This is a genomic window from Vibrio tubiashii, assembly GCF_028551255.1.
GTDB classification, from domain to species: domain Bacteria; phylum Pseudomonadota; class Gammaproteobacteria; order Enterobacterales; family Vibrionaceae; genus Vibrio; species Vibrio tubiashii_B.
The window spans coordinates 947,444-966,957 of sequence record NZ_CP117029.1; the positions used below are offsets into that span (position 1 = coordinate 947,444).

Here is a 19,514-nt window from a genome sequence, read left to right on the forward strand (position 1 = left end):
GAAAGTTGGTAACGGCATTTTGTTATCTAACTTATACAAGAAAATTAAAGCTCAGTAATCGCTTTACCTTTACGTAGTTTTCGAACCCACATTCTACTAGGGTGCAGTGCCTCTAACACGTCAACTGGCAAAGGTAACGGATCGCCACAAATCTGTGAGGCGAGTGTCTCTGCCAATAATGGCGCTGAACTTAAGCCTCTAGACCCTAACCCAAGCATGCAAAATAGATTCGGATAACTTGGAACGTCTACCGCGTTTTTGGCTGGCTTCTTTTTGTGTAGTTCGGCATAGACTTGCTTAATCTGCTCCAACTGACCGACATTGCCAACAAAAGGTAGATGGTCTCGGCTTACACAACGAATCCCCTGACGAGAAAGGTTTCCAGAGGTATCAACCTGGTTCGGCCAGCTTGGGTTTGGTACACACTTGCGCAGCTTGTCGCCATTATCTTGCTGCGCGGCAGAGTCAAACTCGTAATCAAGGTGAGAACGGTCATAGCTAGCACCAATACAGTGGTGACCATTATTCGGGTTAACCGGGGTCATGTAGCCGTCATAACACAGCACGGTTTTAAGCTGCTGCAAGTCCTCGGTGGTTGGAATATGGCTGACTTGCCCTTTCACCTGACCGAGGGGGATGTTTGCCGACTGTTCAAGTTGGTCAAACTGATGACCATTGGCAATCACAACACTTGAGTGAGTGAAGCTGTTATCGCCAGATTTGAGAGTCCAGGCTTGCGACTCTTCATTCCAAGTTAGCGCCTCTATCTTTGTAGCAAAAAACGTCTCAAATTGATCGCTTTTCTCTAGTTCGGCGATTAAACCTTGAGTCAGCTCAGCGGGGCACAGCCAACCCCCTAGTGGATAGTGGACACTTTCCATATCAATAGGTAGGCCAATGATTGAACTGGTCTGCTCTTGGTTCAAGCGATGAATAAGTTGGCTGTCGAAGTTGCCTTTTAACATCTTCTCTAGCTTAGTTTGTGACTTTTCATCCCACATCAGTTGAGTGACGCCGCACCAGTCGTGGTCGAATTTGATCTGCTCTGCTGCTTGCTCGACAAATTGTCTGGCAAACAGGAAAGCCGGAGCGAAAACGCGAGATACCCCAGAGTGGTCACCATTAAGCAGCGGATAAACAGCACCCTGACGATTGCCAGAAGCCCCTTGAGCTGGTTGAGCATCTTGGCAGTACAACGTGACTTTCTTTCCGCGTCGCAGCAGGGTTTTCGCTAATGTTGCACTAGCAATACCACCACCAATGATGGCGATTGACTCTGATTGACTAGAAGGTGTGCGAGCAAACCAAGGTTTAAAATTGGTCTCCGCTTGGCGCTGTGTCAGGCTGCCGGCAATCATATCTCGCTTGGTGCCGAAACCTTTGACCTTCTTCATTTCAAAGCCTGCTTCAATTAGACCTCTACGCACAAAACCTGCTGCAGTGAAAGTCGCACAGGTACAATCTTGCTTGGCGAGTTTGGCCATACCATTGAAGAGGTCCTGATTCCACATTTCAGGGTTTTTGCTTGGTGCAAAACCGTCTAAGAACCAAGCATCAACAAGACCTCGCTCAGCCACCGGTACTTTAGGCATGCAGTCTTTAATATCGCCAAACCACAGATCCAACGTTATCGCACCATCTTCAAGCACAATGCGGTGACATTCAGGAACAGCAATAGGGTAGTGCTTTTGCAATTTTTCCGCATATTCAGCCAGCTCTGGCCAAGATTGATGCGCTTTAACCAGATCTTGCTGACTGAGTGGATACTTCTCGAAGCTCACGAAATGGAGCTCTTTTAGTGGCGCATCTGGATGTTGCTGCTTAAATTGATCGAACCATTGCCATGCAGCTAGGAAATTCAACCCAGTACCAAAGCCAGTTTCAGCAATAACGAAACGGCGTTGGTCATACGTTTGCCATCTTTGCGGGAGATGATTTTGGTGTAGAAACACATAACGGGTTTCTTCAAGGCCATTGACGTTAGAAAAGTAGACATCATCAAACTGATCTGAAACAGGCGTACCCGCATCGTTCCAGCCTAGTTGGGCATTAGTAATCGAGGTCATAGTGTCGGAAATATGTGAATAAAAACGATAATATGATTGCAATTGTACGGTTTTAAGGGAAAGCTGACCACTTTTCCCCGCTATCTTAGTTATCATCTAGCGGATTTTTGAATTATAGGAATGTCATAATGAAACGAGTCGTAATCACCGGTATGGGTATTGTTTCAAGTATCGGTAACAACGTCGAAGAAGTTTTAGCGTCTCTAAAAGCAGGTAAATCTGGTATTACTGCCTCTGAGCAGTTTAAAGAACAAGGTCTTCGTTCACAGGTATGGGGTGATCTAAAAATCAACCCAGCAGAGCACATTGACCGTAAACAGATGCGCTTTATGGGTGATGCGGCTGCGTATGCATACCTATCAATGCAGCAAGCAATTGAAGACGCGGGTCTAACAGACGAGCAAGTTTCTAACGATCGCACAGGTATTGTTGCAGGTTCTGGTGGTGCATCTGCACTGAACCAAACTGTTGCGACTGACACAATGCGTGCGAAAGGCGTAAAACGTGTTGGTCCTTACATGGTTCCACGTACTATGTCTTCAACGGTTTCTGCATGTCTTGCAACGCCATTTAAGATTCGCGGCGTGAACTACTCAATGAGTTCTGCATGTGCAACTTCTGCACACTGTATTGGCCACGCAATGGAACTTATCCAGCTGGGCAAACAAGACATCGTATTTGCAGGTGGTGGTGAAGAGCTAGATTGGTCTCAAACTATGATGTTTGACGCAATGGGCGCACTATCAACTAAGTACAACGAAACACCAGACAAAGCGTCTCGTACTTACGATGCAAACCGTGACGGTTTCGTTATCTCTGGCGGTGGCGGCATGATGGTTATCGAAGAACTTGAGCACGCTCTAGCACGTGGCGCGAAAATCTACGGTGAGATCGTTGGCTACGGCGCAACTTCTGACGGCTACGACATGGTAGCGCCATCAGGTGAAGGCGCGATTCGTTGTATGAAGATGGCGATGCAAGATGTAGACAGCATCGACTACGTAAACACGCACGGTACTTCTACACCTGTCGGTGACGTGAAAGAGCTAGGCGCTATCCAAGAGCTATTTGGTGACAACAGCCCAGCAATTTCAGCAACTAAAGCGATGACAGGTCATGCTCTAGGTGCAGCAGGCGTTCACGAAGCAATTTACTCAACGCTAATGCTAGAAAACAGCTTTATCGCACCAAGCGTAAACGTTGAGACTCTAGATGACGCAGCGCAAGGTCTAGATATCGTGACTGAGAAGCGTGACGCAGAGTTGACGACAGTTATGTCAAACAGTTTTGGTTTTGGTGGCACGAACGCTACGCTAGTTATCAAGAAATACCAAGGCTAACTGAATTTGCTCATTAGTGAGCAATCCAGTTTCCAGAGCTGACTAACCTTTAGTAATAAAGGTTAGTCTAACAGACGCAGACTTTAACCCATGGAGAGCGGGTTAAGATCCTTTTGTTCTGGACTATTGCCCGGCCAAGTGCCGGGCATTTTTCTATCTAATACCAATCGGAATAATAGGTGATCAGATAATTACTCGACACCGACTCACCTTTTTTGCACAATCAATGCCATTCAAAGCCAAATCGATAAACCCATGAAAATTCTTGTAGATGAAAATATGCCTTATGCTGAGCAGCTTTTTAGTCAGCTAGGTGAGGTTGTTTTAAAATCCGGTCGTACCTTGACCGCCGATGACTTAATCGATGTTGATGCGCTAATGATTCGCTCAGTGACTAAGGTGAATGCAGAGCTAATCGCTAAAGCGAACAAGCTAAAATTTGTCGGCACAGCCACTGCGGGGATGGATCACGTCGATCAAGCGCTACTTAAAGAGAAAGGCATTTACTTTACCGCCGCGCCGGGTTGTAACAAAGTAGGCGTCGCCGAATATGCTTTTAGCGTAATGATGGTGCTTGCTCAGCAGCATGGCTTCTCTGTGTTTGATAAAACCGTGGGCATTATTGGTGCGGGCCAAGTGGGAAGCTATCTACAGAAATGCTTAGAAGGCGTCGGCATTAATGTGTTGATCAACGATCCACCTAAACAAGCTGAAGGGGACACTCGTCAATTTACCCCTTTGTCTGAACTGTTAGAGCAAGCTGACATTATCACTCTGCATACCCCTATCACGCGTGACGGAGAGCACCCAACACATCACTTAATTGATCAATCAGTGTTGGAAACGTTACGTGGTGACCAAATTTTAATCAATGCGGCACGTGGCCCAATTGTCGATAACGCTGCACTAAAAGCGCGCTTACAGAAGAATGATGGGTTCGTTGCGGCATTAGACGTGTTTGAATTTGAGCCAGAGGTTGATATGGAGCTTCTGCCTCTGCTAGCATTCGCAACCCCTCATGTGGCAGGTTATGGCTTAGAGGGGAAAGCTCGCGGTACGACAATGATCTTCAATAGCTATTGTGAGTTTCTAAACAATGAATTACGTGCGCATGCCAGTGACTTGCTGCCCATTGCGCCAGTCCCATTACTCAATTTAGATCGCGAGTGGGATGAAGCAACGCTGCACAACATCACGCAGCTAGTCTATGATGTGCGTAAAGATGACGCCTTATTCCGACGTGAAATCAGCAAGCCTGGTTCGTTTGACCTGATGCGTAAAAACTATTGGGATCGTCGAGAGTACAGTGCAGTCACGTTAGTCGGTGGAGAGTCATGCAATCTATCCCCACTAGCAAAACTAGGTTTTCAGGTTGAGGTAAGTCAATGAGCCAACAATATAATGTTGCAGTTTTAGGCGCGACTGGTGCAGTCGGCGAAACAATTATCGAAGTGCTGCAAGAGCGCAAATTCCCAGTGGGTGAGATTTACCTTTTGGCCAGTGAGCGCAGTGAAGGTAAGACTTATCGCTTTAACGGTAAAACAGTTCGCGTTCAAAACGTAGAAGAGTTTGACTGGTCTCAAGCGCATATCGCTCTATTCTCCGCGGGTGGTGATTTGTCTGCTAAATGGGCGCCAATCGCGGCAGATGAAGGTGTTATCGTGATTGATAATACCTCACAGTTCCGCTACGAGTACGATATTCCGCTCGTGGTGCCTGAAGTGAACCCTGAAGCGATTGCCGAGTTCCGTAACCGCAATATCATCGCTAACCCAAACTGTTCAACAATTCAGATGTTGGTTGCGTTAAAACCAATTCACGATGCAGTTGGTATTGAGCGTATCAACGTATCTACTTACCAGTCAGTGTCGGGCGCAGGTAAAGCGGGTATTGATGAATTAGCAGGCCAAACGGCTAAGCTACTTAACGGCATGCCAGCAGAGAACGAAGAGTTCTCTCAACAAATCGCGTTTAACTGTATTCCGCAAATCGATCAGTTTATGGAAAACGGTTATACCCGTGAAGAAATGAAGATGGTTTGGGAAACACAGAAAATCTTCAACGATCCAGGGATTACTGTGAACCCTACTTGTGTACGTGTGCCAGTTTTCTATGGCCATGCGGAAGCAATCCACCTAGAAACATGCGCTCCAATTGATGCGCAAGAAGTGATTAATCTTCTAGAGCAAACTGAAGGTATCGAAGTGTTCCACGGTGAAGATTTCCCAACACAAGTTCGCGATGCTGGCGGTAAAGATCACGTGATGGTAGGTCGTATCCGCAATGATATCAGTCACCATAGTGGTGTGAACCTGTGGGTAGTGGCAGACAACGTTCGTAAGGGAGCAGCAACTAACGCTGTGCAAATCGCTGAAGTACTGATTCGCGACTACTACTAGGTCATCAAACACTAAGCTATTGCTGACAAATACCTAACTAAAGCCTCGCCATTGTGTGAGGCTTTTTTAATCGAATTTTGAAAAATTGTGTGAGATTAATGCGAATATGGCGCCGGACACACATTTTTTGCCTATCCACCTATAGTTTTGAGTGGTTTATCCGATATATTTAACAGATCATTGTCATTAATTTAATTGAGCACATAGCTGAGCCTTATATGCGTCGACTTTTACAGCGTCTACTCTTGCCTCTGGCAATGGTTGCCGTGACTCAAACTACTATCGTAAACGCGGAGAGCATTCGCCTTAAAGGGCCAAATGGTGAGATCCAGTCATCTCCCCAGTTTTCAGAGCCTCTTGCTCGTGATGCGCGTACGGCAGAACCTTCAAGATTTTATGGCCCTACAACGGAACAAGAGACGTTGTGGAGTATCGCCTCTCAATTACGTCCTTCTAACGCAGTTACTGTTCAACAAACGCTCTACGCCATTTTTCAACTCAACCCTCAAGCGTTTGACAACCAAAATATCCACGAGCTGATCCCTCAGAGTACCATCCGTATTCCTTCTCTCAGCCAAGTTCGCAGTGTGTCCACGCAAGAAGCGGTCAACGTGATGGCAGCGCACCAAGCGCGCTTGGGTAAAGCACCTAGCGTTGCAACGCCTCAACCACAGGCTCCAGCCGTCAATGTCGTTCCAGTCCAGCAGCCTGATGAAATGGCTAAGCCGATGGAAAAAGTTGTCGATAATGCTCAAGAGAAGATGGTCGACAAAAATAGCGACCTCAAGGGTATTGCTGACGCCGAGAAACAAAAACAGGTTAAGTCCCTCGAAAACCAGCTTGAAACCTCTGAAACCGAGCTGATGGCACTGGAAGAGAAGAACCATAAGCTGCGCTTAATGTTGGCGGATGTTCAATCTGAAGTCGATGTACTAAAAGACGAACTTGGAAATGAAGACCGGATTCGCACAGAAGTTGAAAAACTTCTTGAAGCTGAGCGTATGCGTCTCGCCGAAGAGCAAAAAATGGCGCCTTCGGCGATGGATCAGCTGTTCTCGAATACTTGGTTAGTTGCAGCACTAGCGATCATTCCGGGGCTATTGATTGGTCTCATCATCATGATGCTGCTTGGTCGTCGTTCTAAAGAAGAGCCACAAGCCGCACCTACAGAGCAGCAACCTCAACCTGTTGCGCCAGTCGTGCCTGAAACGCTCAATGAAGATATTGACGATGATCTGTTGCTCGACGATGACCTATTTGGCGAATCTGACAAAGATGAGGAACTGTTTGGTGACGACTCTGTTGACCCAGACGCTGATTCCGATGAAGTGGACGTATTCGCTGACCTAGACGATGGTGACCTTGACTTCAACCTTGAAGGTGAAGATAGCGATGATCCATTCGCAGGCATTGGTGATGACGGTGATTTAGATGAATCACTGGCTGATGTTGACGTTGATATGAGTTCAAACGGCATTAGTGTTAATGGTGACGATAAAGCACTTGGTCTTGAAGAGATGGAGCGCGCCCTAGATGAAGTTGTCATCGAGGATTCAGATGACGAAGGGTTCGACCTGTCTGATGATGGTGAGTTCTCGCAAGATGAGTTGGACTCACTGCTAGCAGAAGATGGTGAAAGCGAAGAGCTTGGCACCGATGAGCTGGATCAGTCACTACTGGATGACCTATTTAACGAAGCTCAAGATGACAGCAGTGATGACCTCGATTTTGATAGCTTGCTTGATGAAGGCGAAGACAGCTTCGATCTAAGTGATGACTCTACAGAGCCTAGCCTAGCTAATGATAGCGAGATCGATGATATCTTTGCTCAAATGGAAGCGCAGGCGGATCTAGAAGCGCTTGAAGCGAATGCGCTTGATGAAACGGCACTGCTAGACGAAGTCGTTGATGAAGAAGGTGTCGAAGTCAGTGCAGATAGCACAGAGCTGCTAGATGAGCTTCTTGAAGAGTCAGCTGCACCGCAAGAGTCGAGCGATGAAGTTGATGCCTTTGACGAGTTAATCTCGGTTGACGAACCTGCTGAAGAAAGTACCGATCTACTTGATGAGTTTATTGCTGAATCAGAAGGCGCAGACGAATTTGATTTAGACTCTGAACTCGATGAACTTATTGGTGATGATACGCCCGCTCAAGAGATCGATTTAGCCGATAGTACAGACTTGCTCGCCGATGTGGTCGATGCTGACCCTCAAGCTGAAAACAACGAAGATCTTGGTGATGATGCGACCGACCTGTTTGAAGAGCTGCTTGAAATCGATCAACAAGATGAGTTACCAGAGCCAGCATCAGAACCAGATCTAGAAGCTGATTCTACTGATGAGCCGTCGATTGAAGAAGAAGCGCCAGCAACTGACAACAAAAACTTCGCTAGTGAAGATTTTATCGATGACCTGTTGAGTGTGGCTCCAGAAGGGGACCCACTTCTTGATGAACTCGATCTCGACGATGTCCCGGCTGCTGATGTCACTGGTGACCTTGCTTTGGACACTGAGATTGACCAAGCTCAGCTTGCAGAGCCAGAGCCAGAGCCAGAGCCAGAGCCAGAGCCAGAGCCAGAGCCAGAGCCAGAGCCAGAGCCAGAGCCAGAGCCAGAAGAAGATGATGAAGACGACTGGCTAACGTCGGCGATTGAAGAAGTTGAAAACCCTCAGTTTGACAGTGAAGAAGCAGACCAACTGAGTGATGAAGCTGAACAAGTGGCCGATGAAGTTCAGCCATCTAGTGAAGCTGAATCTGAAGATGTTGCGAGCACCGAGGCACAAGAGGATGATTGGCTAACCTCAGCAATCGATGAGGTTGAGAGACCTGAAAGTACTCCTGAGCCGACACAAGTTGTAGAAAGTCCAGCGGTTGGATTAGATGAGCCAACGTCTGCTTCAGGTGCTGAGCAACAAGAAATTGTTGAAGATGATGTGCTTGCACAGCAAGAGCAAAGCGACACACTGAAAGAAGAGACTCCAGAGACTCCAGAGACTCCAGAGACTCCAGAGACTCCAGAGACTCCAGAGACTCCAGAGACTCCAGAGACTCCAGAGACTCCAGAGACTCCAGAGACTCCAGAGACTCCAGAGACTCCAGAGACTCCAGAGACTCCAGAGACTCCAGAGACTCCAGAGACTCCAGAGACTCCAGAGACTCCAGAAATCGCCGAAGCTGTCGAGGATACTCAACAAGCTCCTGAACCGACTCAAGAACCAGTTGAAGCCAAACCTGCAGCACCGATGCCAGAGGCGATCCCAAATGAATTTGGTGTCCCTCAAGATGACGATTGGCTGATTGACGACGAGCCGCAAACCGAGCAGCCTCATGCAGAAGATAGTTTAGCGTCGCAAACAGAGTCTGAAGTAGAAGGCCCAGTTGAACTGGATTTACCTGATATTGCAGATGAAGATTTCTCTGAAGTCGCTGATGAGCCTCAACCAGAAGTTGAAGCACCAACTGCTGAGCAAGAAGACGAAACGTTAGAGCTTGATGACCTAGAGCTACCAGAGTTTGGTGAAGAAGAAGCATTAGCTGATGTTACCGAAGAGCCTCAAGCAGAAGTTGAAGCACCAACTGCTGAGCAAGAAGACGAAACGTTAGAGCTTGATGACCTAGAGCTACCAGAGCTTGGTGAAGAAGAAGCATTAGCAGAAGTCGCTGAAGAGCCTCAACCAGAAGTTGAAGCAGCAAGCGCTGAACTAGCAGACGAGTCGTTTGAGATTGATGATCTAGAGCTACCAGAGTTTGGTGAAGAAGAAGCATTAGCTGATGTTACCGAAGAGACTCAAGCAGAAGTTGAAGCACCAACTGAGGAGCTAGCAGACGAGTCGTTCGAGCTAGACGACCTAGAGCTACCAGAGTTTGGTGAAGAAGAAGCACTAGCGGATGTTGCGCAGGAGCCTCAACCAGAAACTGAAGCACCAACAGCAGAAATAGCAGATGAGTCGTTTGAGCTTGATGACCTAGAGCTACCAGAATTTGGTGAAGAAGAAGCGCTAGCTGAAGTCGCTGGAGAGCCTCAGCCAGAAGTTGAAGCACCAAGTGCGGAACAAGCAGACGAGTCGTTCGAGCTAGATGATTTAGATCTACCAGAGTTTGGTGAAGATGAAGTATTGGCTGAAGTCGCTGAAGAGCCTCAGCCAGAAGTTGAAGCACAAACTGCTGAACTCGAAGACGAAGCATTCGAGCTTGATGACCTAGAGCTACCAGAGTTTGGTGAAGAAGAGGCATTAGCTGATGTTGCTGAAGAGCCTCAAGCAGAAGTTGAAGTACCCACTGCGGAACTAGCAGACGAATCGTTTGAGCTAGATGATCTAGAGCTACCAGAGTTTGGTGAAGAAGAAGCTTTAGCTGATGTTGCGCAGGAGCCTCAACCAGAAGTTGAAGCACCAACGGCAGAGCTCGAAGACGATGAGTTCGAGCTAGATGATCTAGAGCTGCCAGAGTTTGGTGAAGAAGAAGCTTTAGCTGAAGTCGCTGAAGAACCTCAAGCAGAAGTTGAAGCACCAACAGCGGAACTAGCAGACGAGGCATTCGAGCTTGATGACTTAGAGTTGCCAGAGTTTGGTGAAGAAGAAGCATTAGCAGAAGTCGCTGAAGAGCCTCAGCCAGAAGTTGAAGCACCCACTGCAGAACTTGAAGATGAGTCGTTCGATCTAGATGACTTAGATCTACCAGAGTTTGGTGAAGAAGAAGCATTAGCAGAAGTCGCTGAAGAGCCTCAGCCAGAAGTTGAAGCACCAAATGCAGAACTAGCAGACGAGTCGTTCGAGCTTGATGACTTAGAGTTGCCAGAATTTGGTGAAGATGAAGCATTAGCGGAAGTCGCTGATGAACTTCTATTAGACAGTGAAGCTCCTGTAGCGGAACAGGACAATGAGTCGATTGAGATTGCTGATGCTGATCTTCCTCAATACAACGAAGAAGACGCGCTGGATGATCTTGAACCAACCAGTGACGAGCTGACGCAAGATGATTTTGAGTTAGAGCCTGTTGAGCTTCCTGAGCTGAGCGAGATTCCTTCGGAAAATGTTGCTCCATCTGCACAAGAGATTGACCTAGCCCATCAAGACTACGATGAGAAAGCGTTTGATGAGTTGCTATCGGAAGAACAGCCTGAAACAGCGAACTTCTCGTTTGATACCCCGATAGATGCCACTACTTCTGACAGTGCGGGCATGGATATCGATGCCATGCTTGAAATGGGAGAGGATTGGAATGGATTTAATCTGTCTCCTGAGCAGCAGGCAAGTATTCCTGATGAGATTCCAGAAGATGAGGCGGATGTTTGGGCGCAAGATAATCAACCTGAACAAGCGCAGATACTGGATGAAAACTGGGAAGATCAGCCTGACCTAGAAGAGTTTAATCCGAATGACAATAGCTACCGAACCATTGACGAGTTAATGGCGGAAGTTGAGTCGGAAGAAGAACAAGCGATTGATGATGAGCTTAAGCTTGATGTCGGTTTGAATGACTTCCCTGATGTGATTGGCGATATTGGTGATGCGGCTGACGTTGATGCCAATGCAGAAGCAGCCGGTAAGCTAGACCTAGCAAAAATCTACGTTGAGATGAATGATGCTCAAGGGGCGATTAAGCTGCTAGAAGAAGCCATTGTTGACGGGAGTGATGAGATTCGCCGAGAAGCGAAGAACCTGATTGATACCATCAATAAGGGTTAGGTAATTCTAGATATAGAGTGAAAAGGGGGCTGCTGTTTAGCCCCCTTGTTTTTTGGTATATACTGCCGCCCCCAAGATTTGGTCACCAGACCTTAGTAGCAACAATTCAACGAGAACATCCTGATGAGAATTGCTTTAGGCATCGAATACAATGGCACTCAATATTTTGGTTGGCAACGCCAGCGAGAAGTAAAAAGCGTACAAGAGAAACTAGAACGCGCATTGAGCATCGTTGCAAACCACCCTATTGAAGTCCAATGTGCGGGTCGTACTGACGCAGGTGTACACGGTACAGGGCAGGTGGTTCATTTCGATACCACAGCAACGCGTAAAATGGTCGCTTGGACGATGGGAGCCAACGCGAATCTGCCAGACGATATCGCTGTGCGCTGGGCAAAAGAAGTGCCTGAAGAGTTTCACGCGCGTTTCTCTGCGACCGCTCGTCGTTATCGCTACATCATTTTTAATAGCGCGTTGAGGCCGGGTATTCTTTCATCGGGTGTTAGCCACTATCACGGTGAGCTGGATGAAAACAAGATGCATCAAGCCGCGCAGTACCTACTGGGTGAAAACGACTTCACATCCTTTAGAGCGACGCATTGCCAATCACGCAGTCCTTGGCGCAATATGATGCACATTAATGTGACGCGCCATAACCAGTATGTCGTGATCGATATTAAAGCCAATGCATTTGTTCACCATATGGTTCGTAACATCACAGGTAGCTTGATTTGTGTTGGTCGAGGCGAGAAGAAACCAGAGTGGATAAAAGAGCTACTGGAGATCAAAGATCGTAAGCAAGCAGGGGCAACGGCGAAAGCGGAAGGCTTGTACTTGGTGGATGTTGATTACCCAGAAGAATTCCAATTGCCAAGAGTGCCGATTGGACCACTATTTTTGCCAGACAATTTGAACTAAACCGTGGTAAATTGTCGAACTAATCAGGTCTTTAGTGTGTGAGGAATTGATTCAAGAAATAGGTACAACCAGTTTTTTGTCTACACTTGGCATTTAATATGCTTTAATCCTCACGCGTAAATTCAGAATTTGTATCCCTCGCTTTAGGCGCGGGAGTAGAGAGAAAAGGTCTTCCATGAGTTGGCTTGAAAAGATTTTAGAAAAAAGCAACATCGTTAGTTCACGTAAAGCGTCTATCCCTGAAGGGGTTTGGACTAAATGTACTTCATGTGAACAGGTGCTTTACCACGCTGAACTAGAGCGTAACCTAGAAGTATGTCCGAAATGTGACCATCACATGCGTATGAGAGCGCGTCGTCGCCTTGAAACATTCCTAGACGAAGATAATCGTGTAGAGATTGCCGACGAGCTTGAGCCGCAAGATAAACTGAAGTTCAGAGATTCGAAGAAATACAAAGATCGTATTTCTGCGGCTCAGAAAAGCAGTGGTGAAAAAGATGCATTAGTTGTAATGAAAGGTGAGCTTCTTGGTCAGCCTATCGTTGCGTGTGCATTCGACTTCTCTTTCATGGGCGGTTCAATGGGCTCTGTTGTTGGTGCGCGTTTTGTTCGTGCAGCAGAAGCAGCGATGGAAGCAAACTGTGGTCTAGTGTGTTTCTCAGCAAGTGGTGGTGCACGTATGCAAGAGGCGCTTATGTCTCTAATGCAAATGGCAAAAACCAGTGCGGCGCTAGAACGTATGTCTGCAAAAGGCCTACCATTTATCTCAGTGATGACTGACCCTACTATGGGTGGTGTATCTGCGAGTTTAGCGATGCTGGGTGATATCAACATCGGTGAGCCAAAAGCACTGATCGGTTTTGCAGGTCGTCGTGTTATTGAACAAACAGTACGTGAAGATCTACCGGAAGGTTTCCAGCGTAGTGAATTCCTACTAGAGCACGGTGCAATCGATATGATCGTTGACCGCCGTGAAATGCGTCAGCGTATTGGTAGCCTGATGGCGAAGATGAACAACAATCCATCACCTTTGGTGGTTTCTGTTAACGATTCGCCAAATGAAGCTGCTTATTCTGTACCAGAAGCAGACGAAAAAGGGTAAAGTAACTCACTAACAAGCAACCACAATCAATTGGTTATAGTTAGATGAGTCAAAGCCAAATTCCTCAAGCCACATCACCACTGTCGATGTGGCTTGATTATTTAACCAACATCCACACTTCTGCGATAGACCTAGGTCTAGACCGCGTTCAAGCTGTTGCTCAATCAGCAAACCTTACTAAACCTGCTCCTACTGTTATTACCGTTGCTGGTACTAATGGCAAAGGCTCTACTTGTGCCTTAATGGAAGCAATCTTACTTGATGCTGGCTACTCTGTTGGTGTCTACAGTTCTCCGCACCTTATTCGTTACAACGAACGTGTTCGTATCAATGGCGAAGATCTTAGTGATGAAAAGCATGCGCAAGCGTTTGATTTTATCGAGAAACAGCGCGGCGAAATCAGCCTAAGCTTATTCGAATATGGCACCTTAGCTGCCTTGCGCCTTTTCCAAACAGAGAAAGTAGATGTCGTTCTGCTTGAAGTGGGTTTAGGTGGCCGATTAGATGCGACCAATGTGGTGGATCATGATGTTTCAGTGATCACTAGCCTAGCTATCGACCATGTTGATTGGCTCGGTGATGACATCAATGTGATCGGCTTTGAGAAAGCGGGTATTTTCCGTAGTGGGAAACCTGCTATTTGTGGTCAGCCTAAAGCGCCTGCGACGGTTGCAGCGCACGCTGATGATATTGGTGCAGAGTTCTACCCTGTTGATATTCAGTACAGCTACAAACTGCAAAGCGAGTCGGTTTGGCAGTGGACACACGGAAGTTACACCCTCGACGATCTCCCTGTCCCAGGCTTACCATTACAAAACGCAGCAACCGCACTTATGGCACTGGCGACAGCGAACTTAGACCTAAGCGATGTGAACATCGTCAATGGCCTTAAAAACGCCCAATTACCCGGTCGTATGCAAGTGATCAGCACAGAGCCAACAATCTTGTTAGATGTTGCGCACAACCCGCACTCTGCAGAGTACTTAGTTGAACGTGTTGGGCAAAAGTACCAAGGTAAGAATATTCATACCGTGGTGGCAATGCTGCACGATAAAGACGTTGAAGCAACGCTCAGTGCGCTAAGCCCAATTGCTGCTAATTGGTACCCGGCGTCTCTTTCTGGTCCACGTGCGGCGAGTTCTGAAGAACTATGTCAGTATCTTCCGTCAGGGACAACCCAATATCCAAACCCAGTAGAAGCATTTGAAGCTGCATTGACAAACGCAACGCCACAAGATGTCATCCTCGTCGTTGGTTCTTTCCACACTGTGGGTGAAGTGCTAGAGCATTGGCAAAACAAAGGTGAATAAATGGCAAGCAAATTTCAGAGCCGTCTCGTTGGAACCATTATCCTTGTCGCTATAGGGATTATTGTTTTACCCGACGTTTTAGACGGTAAGAAAACCCATTACAAAGAAGAAATCGCGAGCATCCCCCTTAAGCCGGAACTCGACAGCGAGCTAGAAAGCTTTGAGATACTCGATCCGGTTGATGATAGCCAAAACTTACCAGAGACGCCGGTTGAAGTCGTGGTCACTCAGGAGCCTGTTGCTGATGATAAACCACTGCCAGTGGCGATAAAAGAAGTCCCAGAGCGTAATGAGTACCAAGATAGCGCGTGGATCGTCCAGCTTATGGCATTGAAGAATGCTGACAACGCTAAAAATCTGGTAAAGGATCTACAAAAACGCGGCTATCAGGCACACACCAAACCCGAAAATGGTTTTACCCGAGTCATTATTGGTCCTGATGTTTCTAAGAGTAAGCTTGAGCGCCAGATCATCGAACTGGAAAAAATTACCGGTTCAAAAGGTCAATTGCTCAAATTTAAACCACTAAATCCATAAGAAAACGTTTGCGTCAGCGTTTTTTCTGTTAAAATGCGCGCCAACTTAAGATGTAAGTACAGAATGAATCCGTTAGATATTGTCATTTTAGGTGTGATCGGCCTGTCGGCTTTGATCAGTTTAGTTCGTGGTTTCGCTAAAGAAGCGTTGTCATTAGTGATTTGGTTTGGAGCGTTTTTTATCGCGAGTCAGTACTACGCGAAATTAGCGGTCTACTTTACCAATATCCAAGATGACATGTTCCGCAACGGTGCCGCGATTGCAGCCTTGTTTATTGCCACTTTAATCGTTGGTGCTCTCGTCAACTACGTGATCGCCCAACTGGTGCAAAAAACAGGTTTGTCGGGGACAGATAGAGTATTGGGCGTCGTCTTTGGCGGTTTGCGTGGTGTTCTTATTGTGTCTGCCGGGCTATTTTTTATGGATGCGTTTACATCGTTTCCAGACTCACAGTGGTGGAAAGGTTCGCAACTGGTGCCGGAGTTTAGCCGCGTCATTGCCCCTTTCTTTGAACACTTACAAGCAACATCTAGTTTCTTATCTGGCGCGCTATAACGCGCCAGTCATTGTCAAAATCGAGGGTTAGGACATGTGTGGTATTGTTGGAATCGTGGGCACTTCGCCTGTAAACCAGTCTATCTATGATGCATTGACGGTATTGCAGCATCGTGGCCAAGATGCCGCGGGTATTTGTACCATAGAAAGCAATCGTTTTCGTCTGAGAAAAGCGAACGGTTTGGTGAAGGATGTGTTTGAAGCAAAACACATGCAAAGACTCCAAGGCAACGTAGGTATCGGCCATGTTCGTTACCCAACGGCAGGCAGTTCAAGCGCGTCAGAAGCTCAACCTTTCTATGTAAACTCTCCATTTGGTATCACGCTAGCGCACAACGGTAACCTTACCAATGCGTCTGAAGTCCGTGAAAAACTGTTTGAGAAAGACCGTCGTCATGTAAACACAACTTCAGATTCTGAAGTGTTACTTAACGTACTTGCTCATGAAATTGATACCGTAAAAGGTAACGTAACGGCTGACGATGTATTCCGCGCAGTCACCAACGTTCACCGTACTATCCGAGGTGCATACGCAGTAACAGCGATGATCATCGGTCACGGTATGGTAGCGTTTCGCGACCCTAACGGCATTCGCCCTCTATGCCTAGGTAAACGCGAAGTGGCAGGCAGAACTGAATACATGGTTGCCTCAGAGTCAGTAGCGCTAGATGCGGTTGGTTTTGACTTCCTACGTGACGTTGCACCAGGTGAAGCGATTTACGCGACATTTGATGGTCAACTGCACACTAAGCAGTGTGCTGACAACCCTGTACTTAACCCATGTATCTTCGAGTTTGTTTACTTCGCACGTCCAGACTCATTTATCGACAAAATCTCGGTATACAGCGCACGCGTTGAAATGGGTAAAAAGCTAGGTGACCGCATTCGTGACGAGTACGACCACCTAGATATCGATGTAGTAATTCCAATTCCAGAAACATCATGTGATATCGCACTACAGATTGCTCAGGCGATTGATAAGCCATACCGCCAAGGTTTCGTGAAAAACCGCTACGTTGGCCGTACTTTCATCATGCCGGGTCAACAGCAACGTAAGAAGTCGGTACGTCGTAAACTGAACGCAATTCGTTCGGAGTTTAAAGATAAGAACGTACTGCTAGTTGATGACTCTATTGTACGTGGCACCACGTCTGAGCAAATCATCGAGATGGCTCGCGACTCAGGAGCTAAGAAGGTATTTATGGTATCGGCTGCACCAGAAATTCGCTTCCCGAACGTGTACGGCATCGACATGCCAAGCGCAACTGAGCTAATCGCTCACGGCCGTGACAATGACGCAATCTGTAAGCAAATCGGCGCTGATGAGCTTATTTTCCAAACTATCGATGACCTTGTTGATGCTGTTGGCATGGGTAACCGCGATGTTGAGAAGTTTGAAACGTCAGTATTCAGTGGCGAATACGTTACAGGCGATATCGACCAAGCTTACCTAGACTTCCTAGAGTCTCTTCGTAGCGATGACGCGAAAGTACAACGCGAGATCCAGCAAGACCTAGCAAACCTAGAGTTGCATAACGAAGGCGCTTAAGAGCGGAGGCGGGAACGGGCTTCGCCCTATGGATCGCTCCGCTGCTGGAAAGCTAGTTAGCGAGAGATAGACAAAAACCGATGCTGTGCATCGGTTTTTTTGCTTTTGGGAACGGACTTCGTCCTACGGAACGTTTCGCTCGGGAATCGAGATGTGATTGCGGTGTTCTTAGCGATCTAGATACTATTCCAGAAAAAAAACGCTACGGTCATTCCATAGAACGACGAAGGAGTGAGTAGGGAATCTCGGTATGTTATCTACTGGTTAGAAGAGATCCCCAACTCGCTCGTGCCTCACTCTTGAGGATGACAGTATCATAAGGGTTGACGTGACAATCAGCTCTGCAAACTATTTCCAGTTTTCCAGTTTTCCAGTTTTCCAGTTTTCCACAGGACGAAGTCCGTTCCCGCATCCCGCTTCTCTCTAGCCCTTCACTCGATATAACTGACTCAGCATAAACATTGCCGTTGCGCTGATAACGACAGATGGGCCTGCAGGGGTGTCATAGTGCCAAGACATACTCAAACCAAGTAGAACTGCAATTGCACCAATGATTGAGGCTAGTAGGGCCATTTGTTCAGGCGCTTTGGCAAAGCGGCGCGCTGTAGCGGCAGGGATGATTAGTAGTGACGTCATAATCAATGCACCAACGAACTTCATGCCAATCGCGATCACTAGACCAACCATGAGCATCAAGATCAAGCGCATTAAATCGACGTTGTGACCTTCTACTGCTGCTAGATCTTCATTGACTGTCGTGGACAGCAGAGAACGCCAAAACAGGGCGAGTACCGAAGAAACGATAGCCACACCGATATAGATATAAACCAGATCTTCGGGCGTGACTGCTAGCAAGTCACCGAATAGATAACTCATTAAATCAATACGCACGTTATCAAGGAAGCTGACCGCGACTAAACCAAGCGATAGGGCGCTGTGGGCAAGAATGCCGAGTAGGGTATCAGTGGCAACAAGCTGCTGTTTTTGCAAGGTGACTAAGATAACCGCTAGCGCCAGACAGCAAACCGTCAGTGCTAGGTATAGGTTAATATCTAACAAAAAACCGAGCGCCAGACCCATCAGAGATGCGTGAGCCAGCGTATCGCCAAAGTAAGCCATACGACGCCAAACGACAAATGAGCCTAAAGGTCCGGCGATAAATGCGATACCTAAGCCCGCCAAAATGGAAGGAAGTAAAAACTCAATCATGATGATGACCGTGAGAATGGTTTGAACAATTGTCTGCATCACCGTCGACGGGATCGCCAGCGAGATCATGATGGTGATGGTTGTGCTTATGGTGATAGAAGGCAAATGGCTGCTGGTGGGTATGACCAAACAGCGCGATATAACTTGGGTGCTGCGCAATATCAGCAGGCGCACCGGAGCAGCAGACATGGTGGTTGATACATACCACATCATCAGTCTTTGCCATCACTAAGTGTAAATCGTGAGAAACCATAAACACGGCGCAGTTGAAGCGATGACGAATCGTATCGATCAGTTCATACAGATCAATCTGACCTTGAACGTCGACACCTTGTGCAGGCTCATCCAGTACCAATAGATCTGGACGTTGCAGCAGTGCTCGTGCAAGGAGAACACGTTGGTTCTCACCACCTGATAAAGAGTGCATATTGCTTTTCAACAGATGCTCAGCGCCGACTAGCTTTAAGGCATCGTTCAATTCTTGTTTACTGTATTTGCCCGCTAAGCGAAGAAAGCGTTCAACATTCAGAGGCAATGAGTCATTGAGCCTAAGCTTTTGCGGTACATAACCGATCTTCAACCCTTTCGGCTTGGTGACTTTTCCTCTGAAGGTTTTCTGTAGGCCAAGAAGCACTTTGACCAGAGTGGACTTTCCGGCGCCGTTTGGGCCTATCAGCGTGGTTATCTCGCCTCTGTTAAGGCGAAGAGAAATGTTATCAAGTACTTTACGTTCTCCAAATTGAACGCAAATATCATTGAGTTCGACTAGAGTCGACATGAATGGAACTCATTTGCAATTGACTAATGTTATAATGTAACATTTATTCACTCTTATAACTAGT

General features: G+C 47.0%; 13 protein-coding genes. 10 read left to right on the plus strand and 3 right to left on the minus strand.

The window, feature by feature from the left end:
- Positions 1–44 precede the first annotated feature (44 nt).
- Complete coding sequence (mnmC, locus tag LYZ37_RS04350; RefSeq protein ID WP_272786651.1) at positions 45–2,066, minus strand: bifunctional tRNA (5-methylaminomethyl-2-thiouridine)(34)-methyltransferase MnmD/FAD-dependent 5-carboxymethylaminomethyl-2-thiouridine(34) oxidoreductase MnmC; 2,022 nt, start codon at positions 2,064–2,066, stop codon at positions 45–47.
- 128 nt (positions 2,067–2,194) lie between these two features.
- On the opposite strand from mnmC, the gene fabB reads away from it, so the two are divergent.
- The 10 genes from fabB to purF all read left to right on the plus strand — a co-directional run bounded on the left by fabB (position 2,195) and on the right by purF (position 17,463).
- The gene (fabB, locus tag LYZ37_RS04355; RefSeq protein WP_004744485.1) at positions 2,195–3,406 is read left to right on the plus strand and encodes a beta-ketoacyl-ACP synthase I; all 1,212 of its coding nucleotides are present in this window, start codon (positions 2,195–2,197) and stop codon (positions 3,404–3,406) included.
- A gap of 255 nt (positions 3,407–3,661) precedes the next feature.
- On the plus strand, positions 3,662–4,795 hold the full coding sequence (locus tag LYZ37_RS04360; protein WP_272786652.1) for a 4-phosphoerythronate dehydrogenase: 1,134 nt from the start codon (positions 3,662–3,664) through the stop codon (positions 4,793–4,795).
- On the plus strand, positions 4,792–5,805 hold the full coding sequence (locus LYZ37_RS04365; protein ID WP_272786653.1) for an aspartate-semialdehyde dehydrogenase: 1,014 nt from the start codon (positions 4,792–4,794) through the stop codon (positions 5,803–5,805). Before LYZ37_RS04360 ends, LYZ37_RS04365 begins: the two co-directional genes overlap by 4 nt.
- 218 nt (positions 5,806–6,023) lie before the next feature.
- Positions 6,024–11,492, plus strand: coding sequence for a FimV/HubP family polar landmark protein (locus tag LYZ37_RS04370; protein ID WP_272786654.1), 5,469 nt, complete (start codon positions 6,024–6,026; stop codon positions 11,490–11,492).
- A gap of 123 nt (positions 11,493–11,615) precedes the next feature.
- Positions 11,616–12,410, plus strand: a complete 795-nt coding sequence (gene truA, locus LYZ37_RS04375; protein ID WP_171322477.1) for a tRNA pseudouridine(38-40) synthase TruA — start codon at positions 11,616–11,618, stop codon at positions 12,408–12,410.
- A gap of 175 nt (positions 12,411–12,585) precedes the next feature.
- Positions 12,586–13,512 (plus strand): acetyl-CoA carboxylase, carboxyltransferase subunit beta, encoded by a 927-nt coding sequence (gene accD / locus LYZ37_RS04380; RefSeq protein WP_004747649.1) that lies wholly within the window; start codon positions 12,586–12,588, stop codon positions 13,510–13,512.
- Positions 13,513–13,556: 44 nt separating this feature from the next.
- Positions 13,557–14,822, plus strand: coding sequence for a bifunctional tetrahydrofolate synthase/dihydrofolate synthase (gene folC, locus LYZ37_RS04385; RefSeq protein WP_272786655.1), 1,266 nt, complete (start codon positions 13,557–13,559; stop codon positions 14,820–14,822).
- On the plus strand, positions 14,823–15,359 hold the full coding sequence (locus tag LYZ37_RS04390) for an SPOR domain-containing protein (RefSeq protein WP_272786656.1): 537 nt from the start codon (positions 14,823–14,825) through the stop codon (positions 15,357–15,359).
- Positions 15,360–15,422: 63 nt separating this feature from the next.
- Positions 15,423–15,914 (plus strand): CvpA family protein, encoded by a 492-nt coding sequence (locus tag LYZ37_RS04395; RefSeq protein ID WP_004747653.1) that lies wholly within the window; start codon positions 15,423–15,425, stop codon positions 15,912–15,914.
- Between the two features lie 34 nt (positions 15,915–15,948).
- Entirely contained in the window at positions 15,949–17,463 is a 1,515-nt protein-coding gene (gene purF / locus LYZ37_RS04400) for an amidophosphoribosyltransferase (RefSeq protein WP_272786657.1), read from the plus strand.
- Positions 17,464–17,886: 423 nt separating this feature from the next.
- Here purF and znuB read toward each other — a convergent pair whose 3' ends face one another.
- Together znuB and znuC are read right to left on the minus strand one after the other, a co-directional pair.
- Entirely contained in the window at positions 17,887–18,672 is a 786-nt protein-coding gene (gene znuB, locus LYZ37_RS04405) for a zinc ABC transporter permease subunit ZnuB (RefSeq protein WP_272786658.1), read from the minus strand.
- Positions 18,665–19,450: a zinc ABC transporter ATP-binding protein ZnuC gene (gene znuC, locus LYZ37_RS04410; protein ID WP_272786659.1), complete on the minus strand. Its 786-nt coding sequence runs from the start codon at positions 19,448–19,450 to the stop codon at positions 18,665–18,667. Before znuC ends, znuB begins: the two co-directional genes overlap by 8 nt.
- Positions 19,451–19,514: the final 64 nt, after the last annotated feature.

What these genes read in the sequence shown, in the direction of transcription:
- LYZ37_RS04370 (WP_272786654.1), top strand. Translation starts at nt 6,024, where the DNA reads ATGCGTCGACTTTTACAGCGTCTACTCTTGCCTCTGGCAATGGTTGCC.
- fabB (WP_004744485.1), top strand. Translation starts at nt 2,195, where the DNA reads ATGAAACGAGTCGTAATCACCGGTATGGGTATTGTTTCAAGTATCGGT.
- truA (WP_171322477.1), top strand. Translation starts at nt 11,616, where the DNA reads ATGAGAATTGCTTTAGGCATCGAATACAATGGCACTCAATATTTTGGT.
- LYZ37_RS04390 (WP_272786656.1), top strand. Translation starts at nt 14,823, where the DNA reads ATGGCAAGCAAATTTCAGAGCCGTCTCGTTGGAACCATTATCCTTGTC.
- znuC (WP_272786659.1), bottom strand. Translation starts at nt 19,450, where the DNA reads ATGTCGACTCTAGTCGAACTCAATGATATTTGCGTTCAATTTGGAGAA.
- folC (WP_272786655.1), top strand. Translation starts at nt 13,557, where the DNA reads ATGAGTCAAAGCCAAATTCCTCAAGCCACATCACCACTGTCGATGTGG.
- LYZ37_RS04360 (WP_272786652.1), top strand. Translation starts at nt 3,662, where the DNA reads ATGAAAATTCTTGTAGATGAAAATATGCCTTATGCTGAGCAGCTTTTT.
- purF (WP_272786657.1), top strand. Translation starts at nt 15,949, where the DNA reads ATGTGTGGTATTGTTGGAATCGTGGGCACTTCGCCTGTAAACCAGTCT.
- accD (WP_004747649.1), top strand. Translation starts at nt 12,586, where the DNA reads ATGAGTTGGCTTGAAAAGATTTTAGAAAAAAGCAACATCGTTAGTTCA.
- LYZ37_RS04365 (WP_272786653.1), top strand. Translation starts at nt 4,792, where the DNA reads ATGAGCCAACAATATAATGTTGCAGTTTTAGGCGCGACTGGTGCAGTC.
- znuB (WP_272786658.1), bottom strand. Translation starts at nt 18,672, where the DNA reads ATGATTGAGTTTTTACTTCCTTCCATTTTGGCGGGCTTAGGTATCGCA.
- LYZ37_RS04395 (WP_004747653.1), top strand. Translation starts at nt 15,423, where the DNA reads ATGAATCCGTTAGATATTGTCATTTTAGGTGTGATCGGCCTGTCGGCT.
- mnmC (WP_272786651.1), bottom strand. Translation starts at nt 2,066, where the DNA reads ATGACCTCGATTACTAATGCCCAACTAGGCTGGAACGATGCGGGTACG.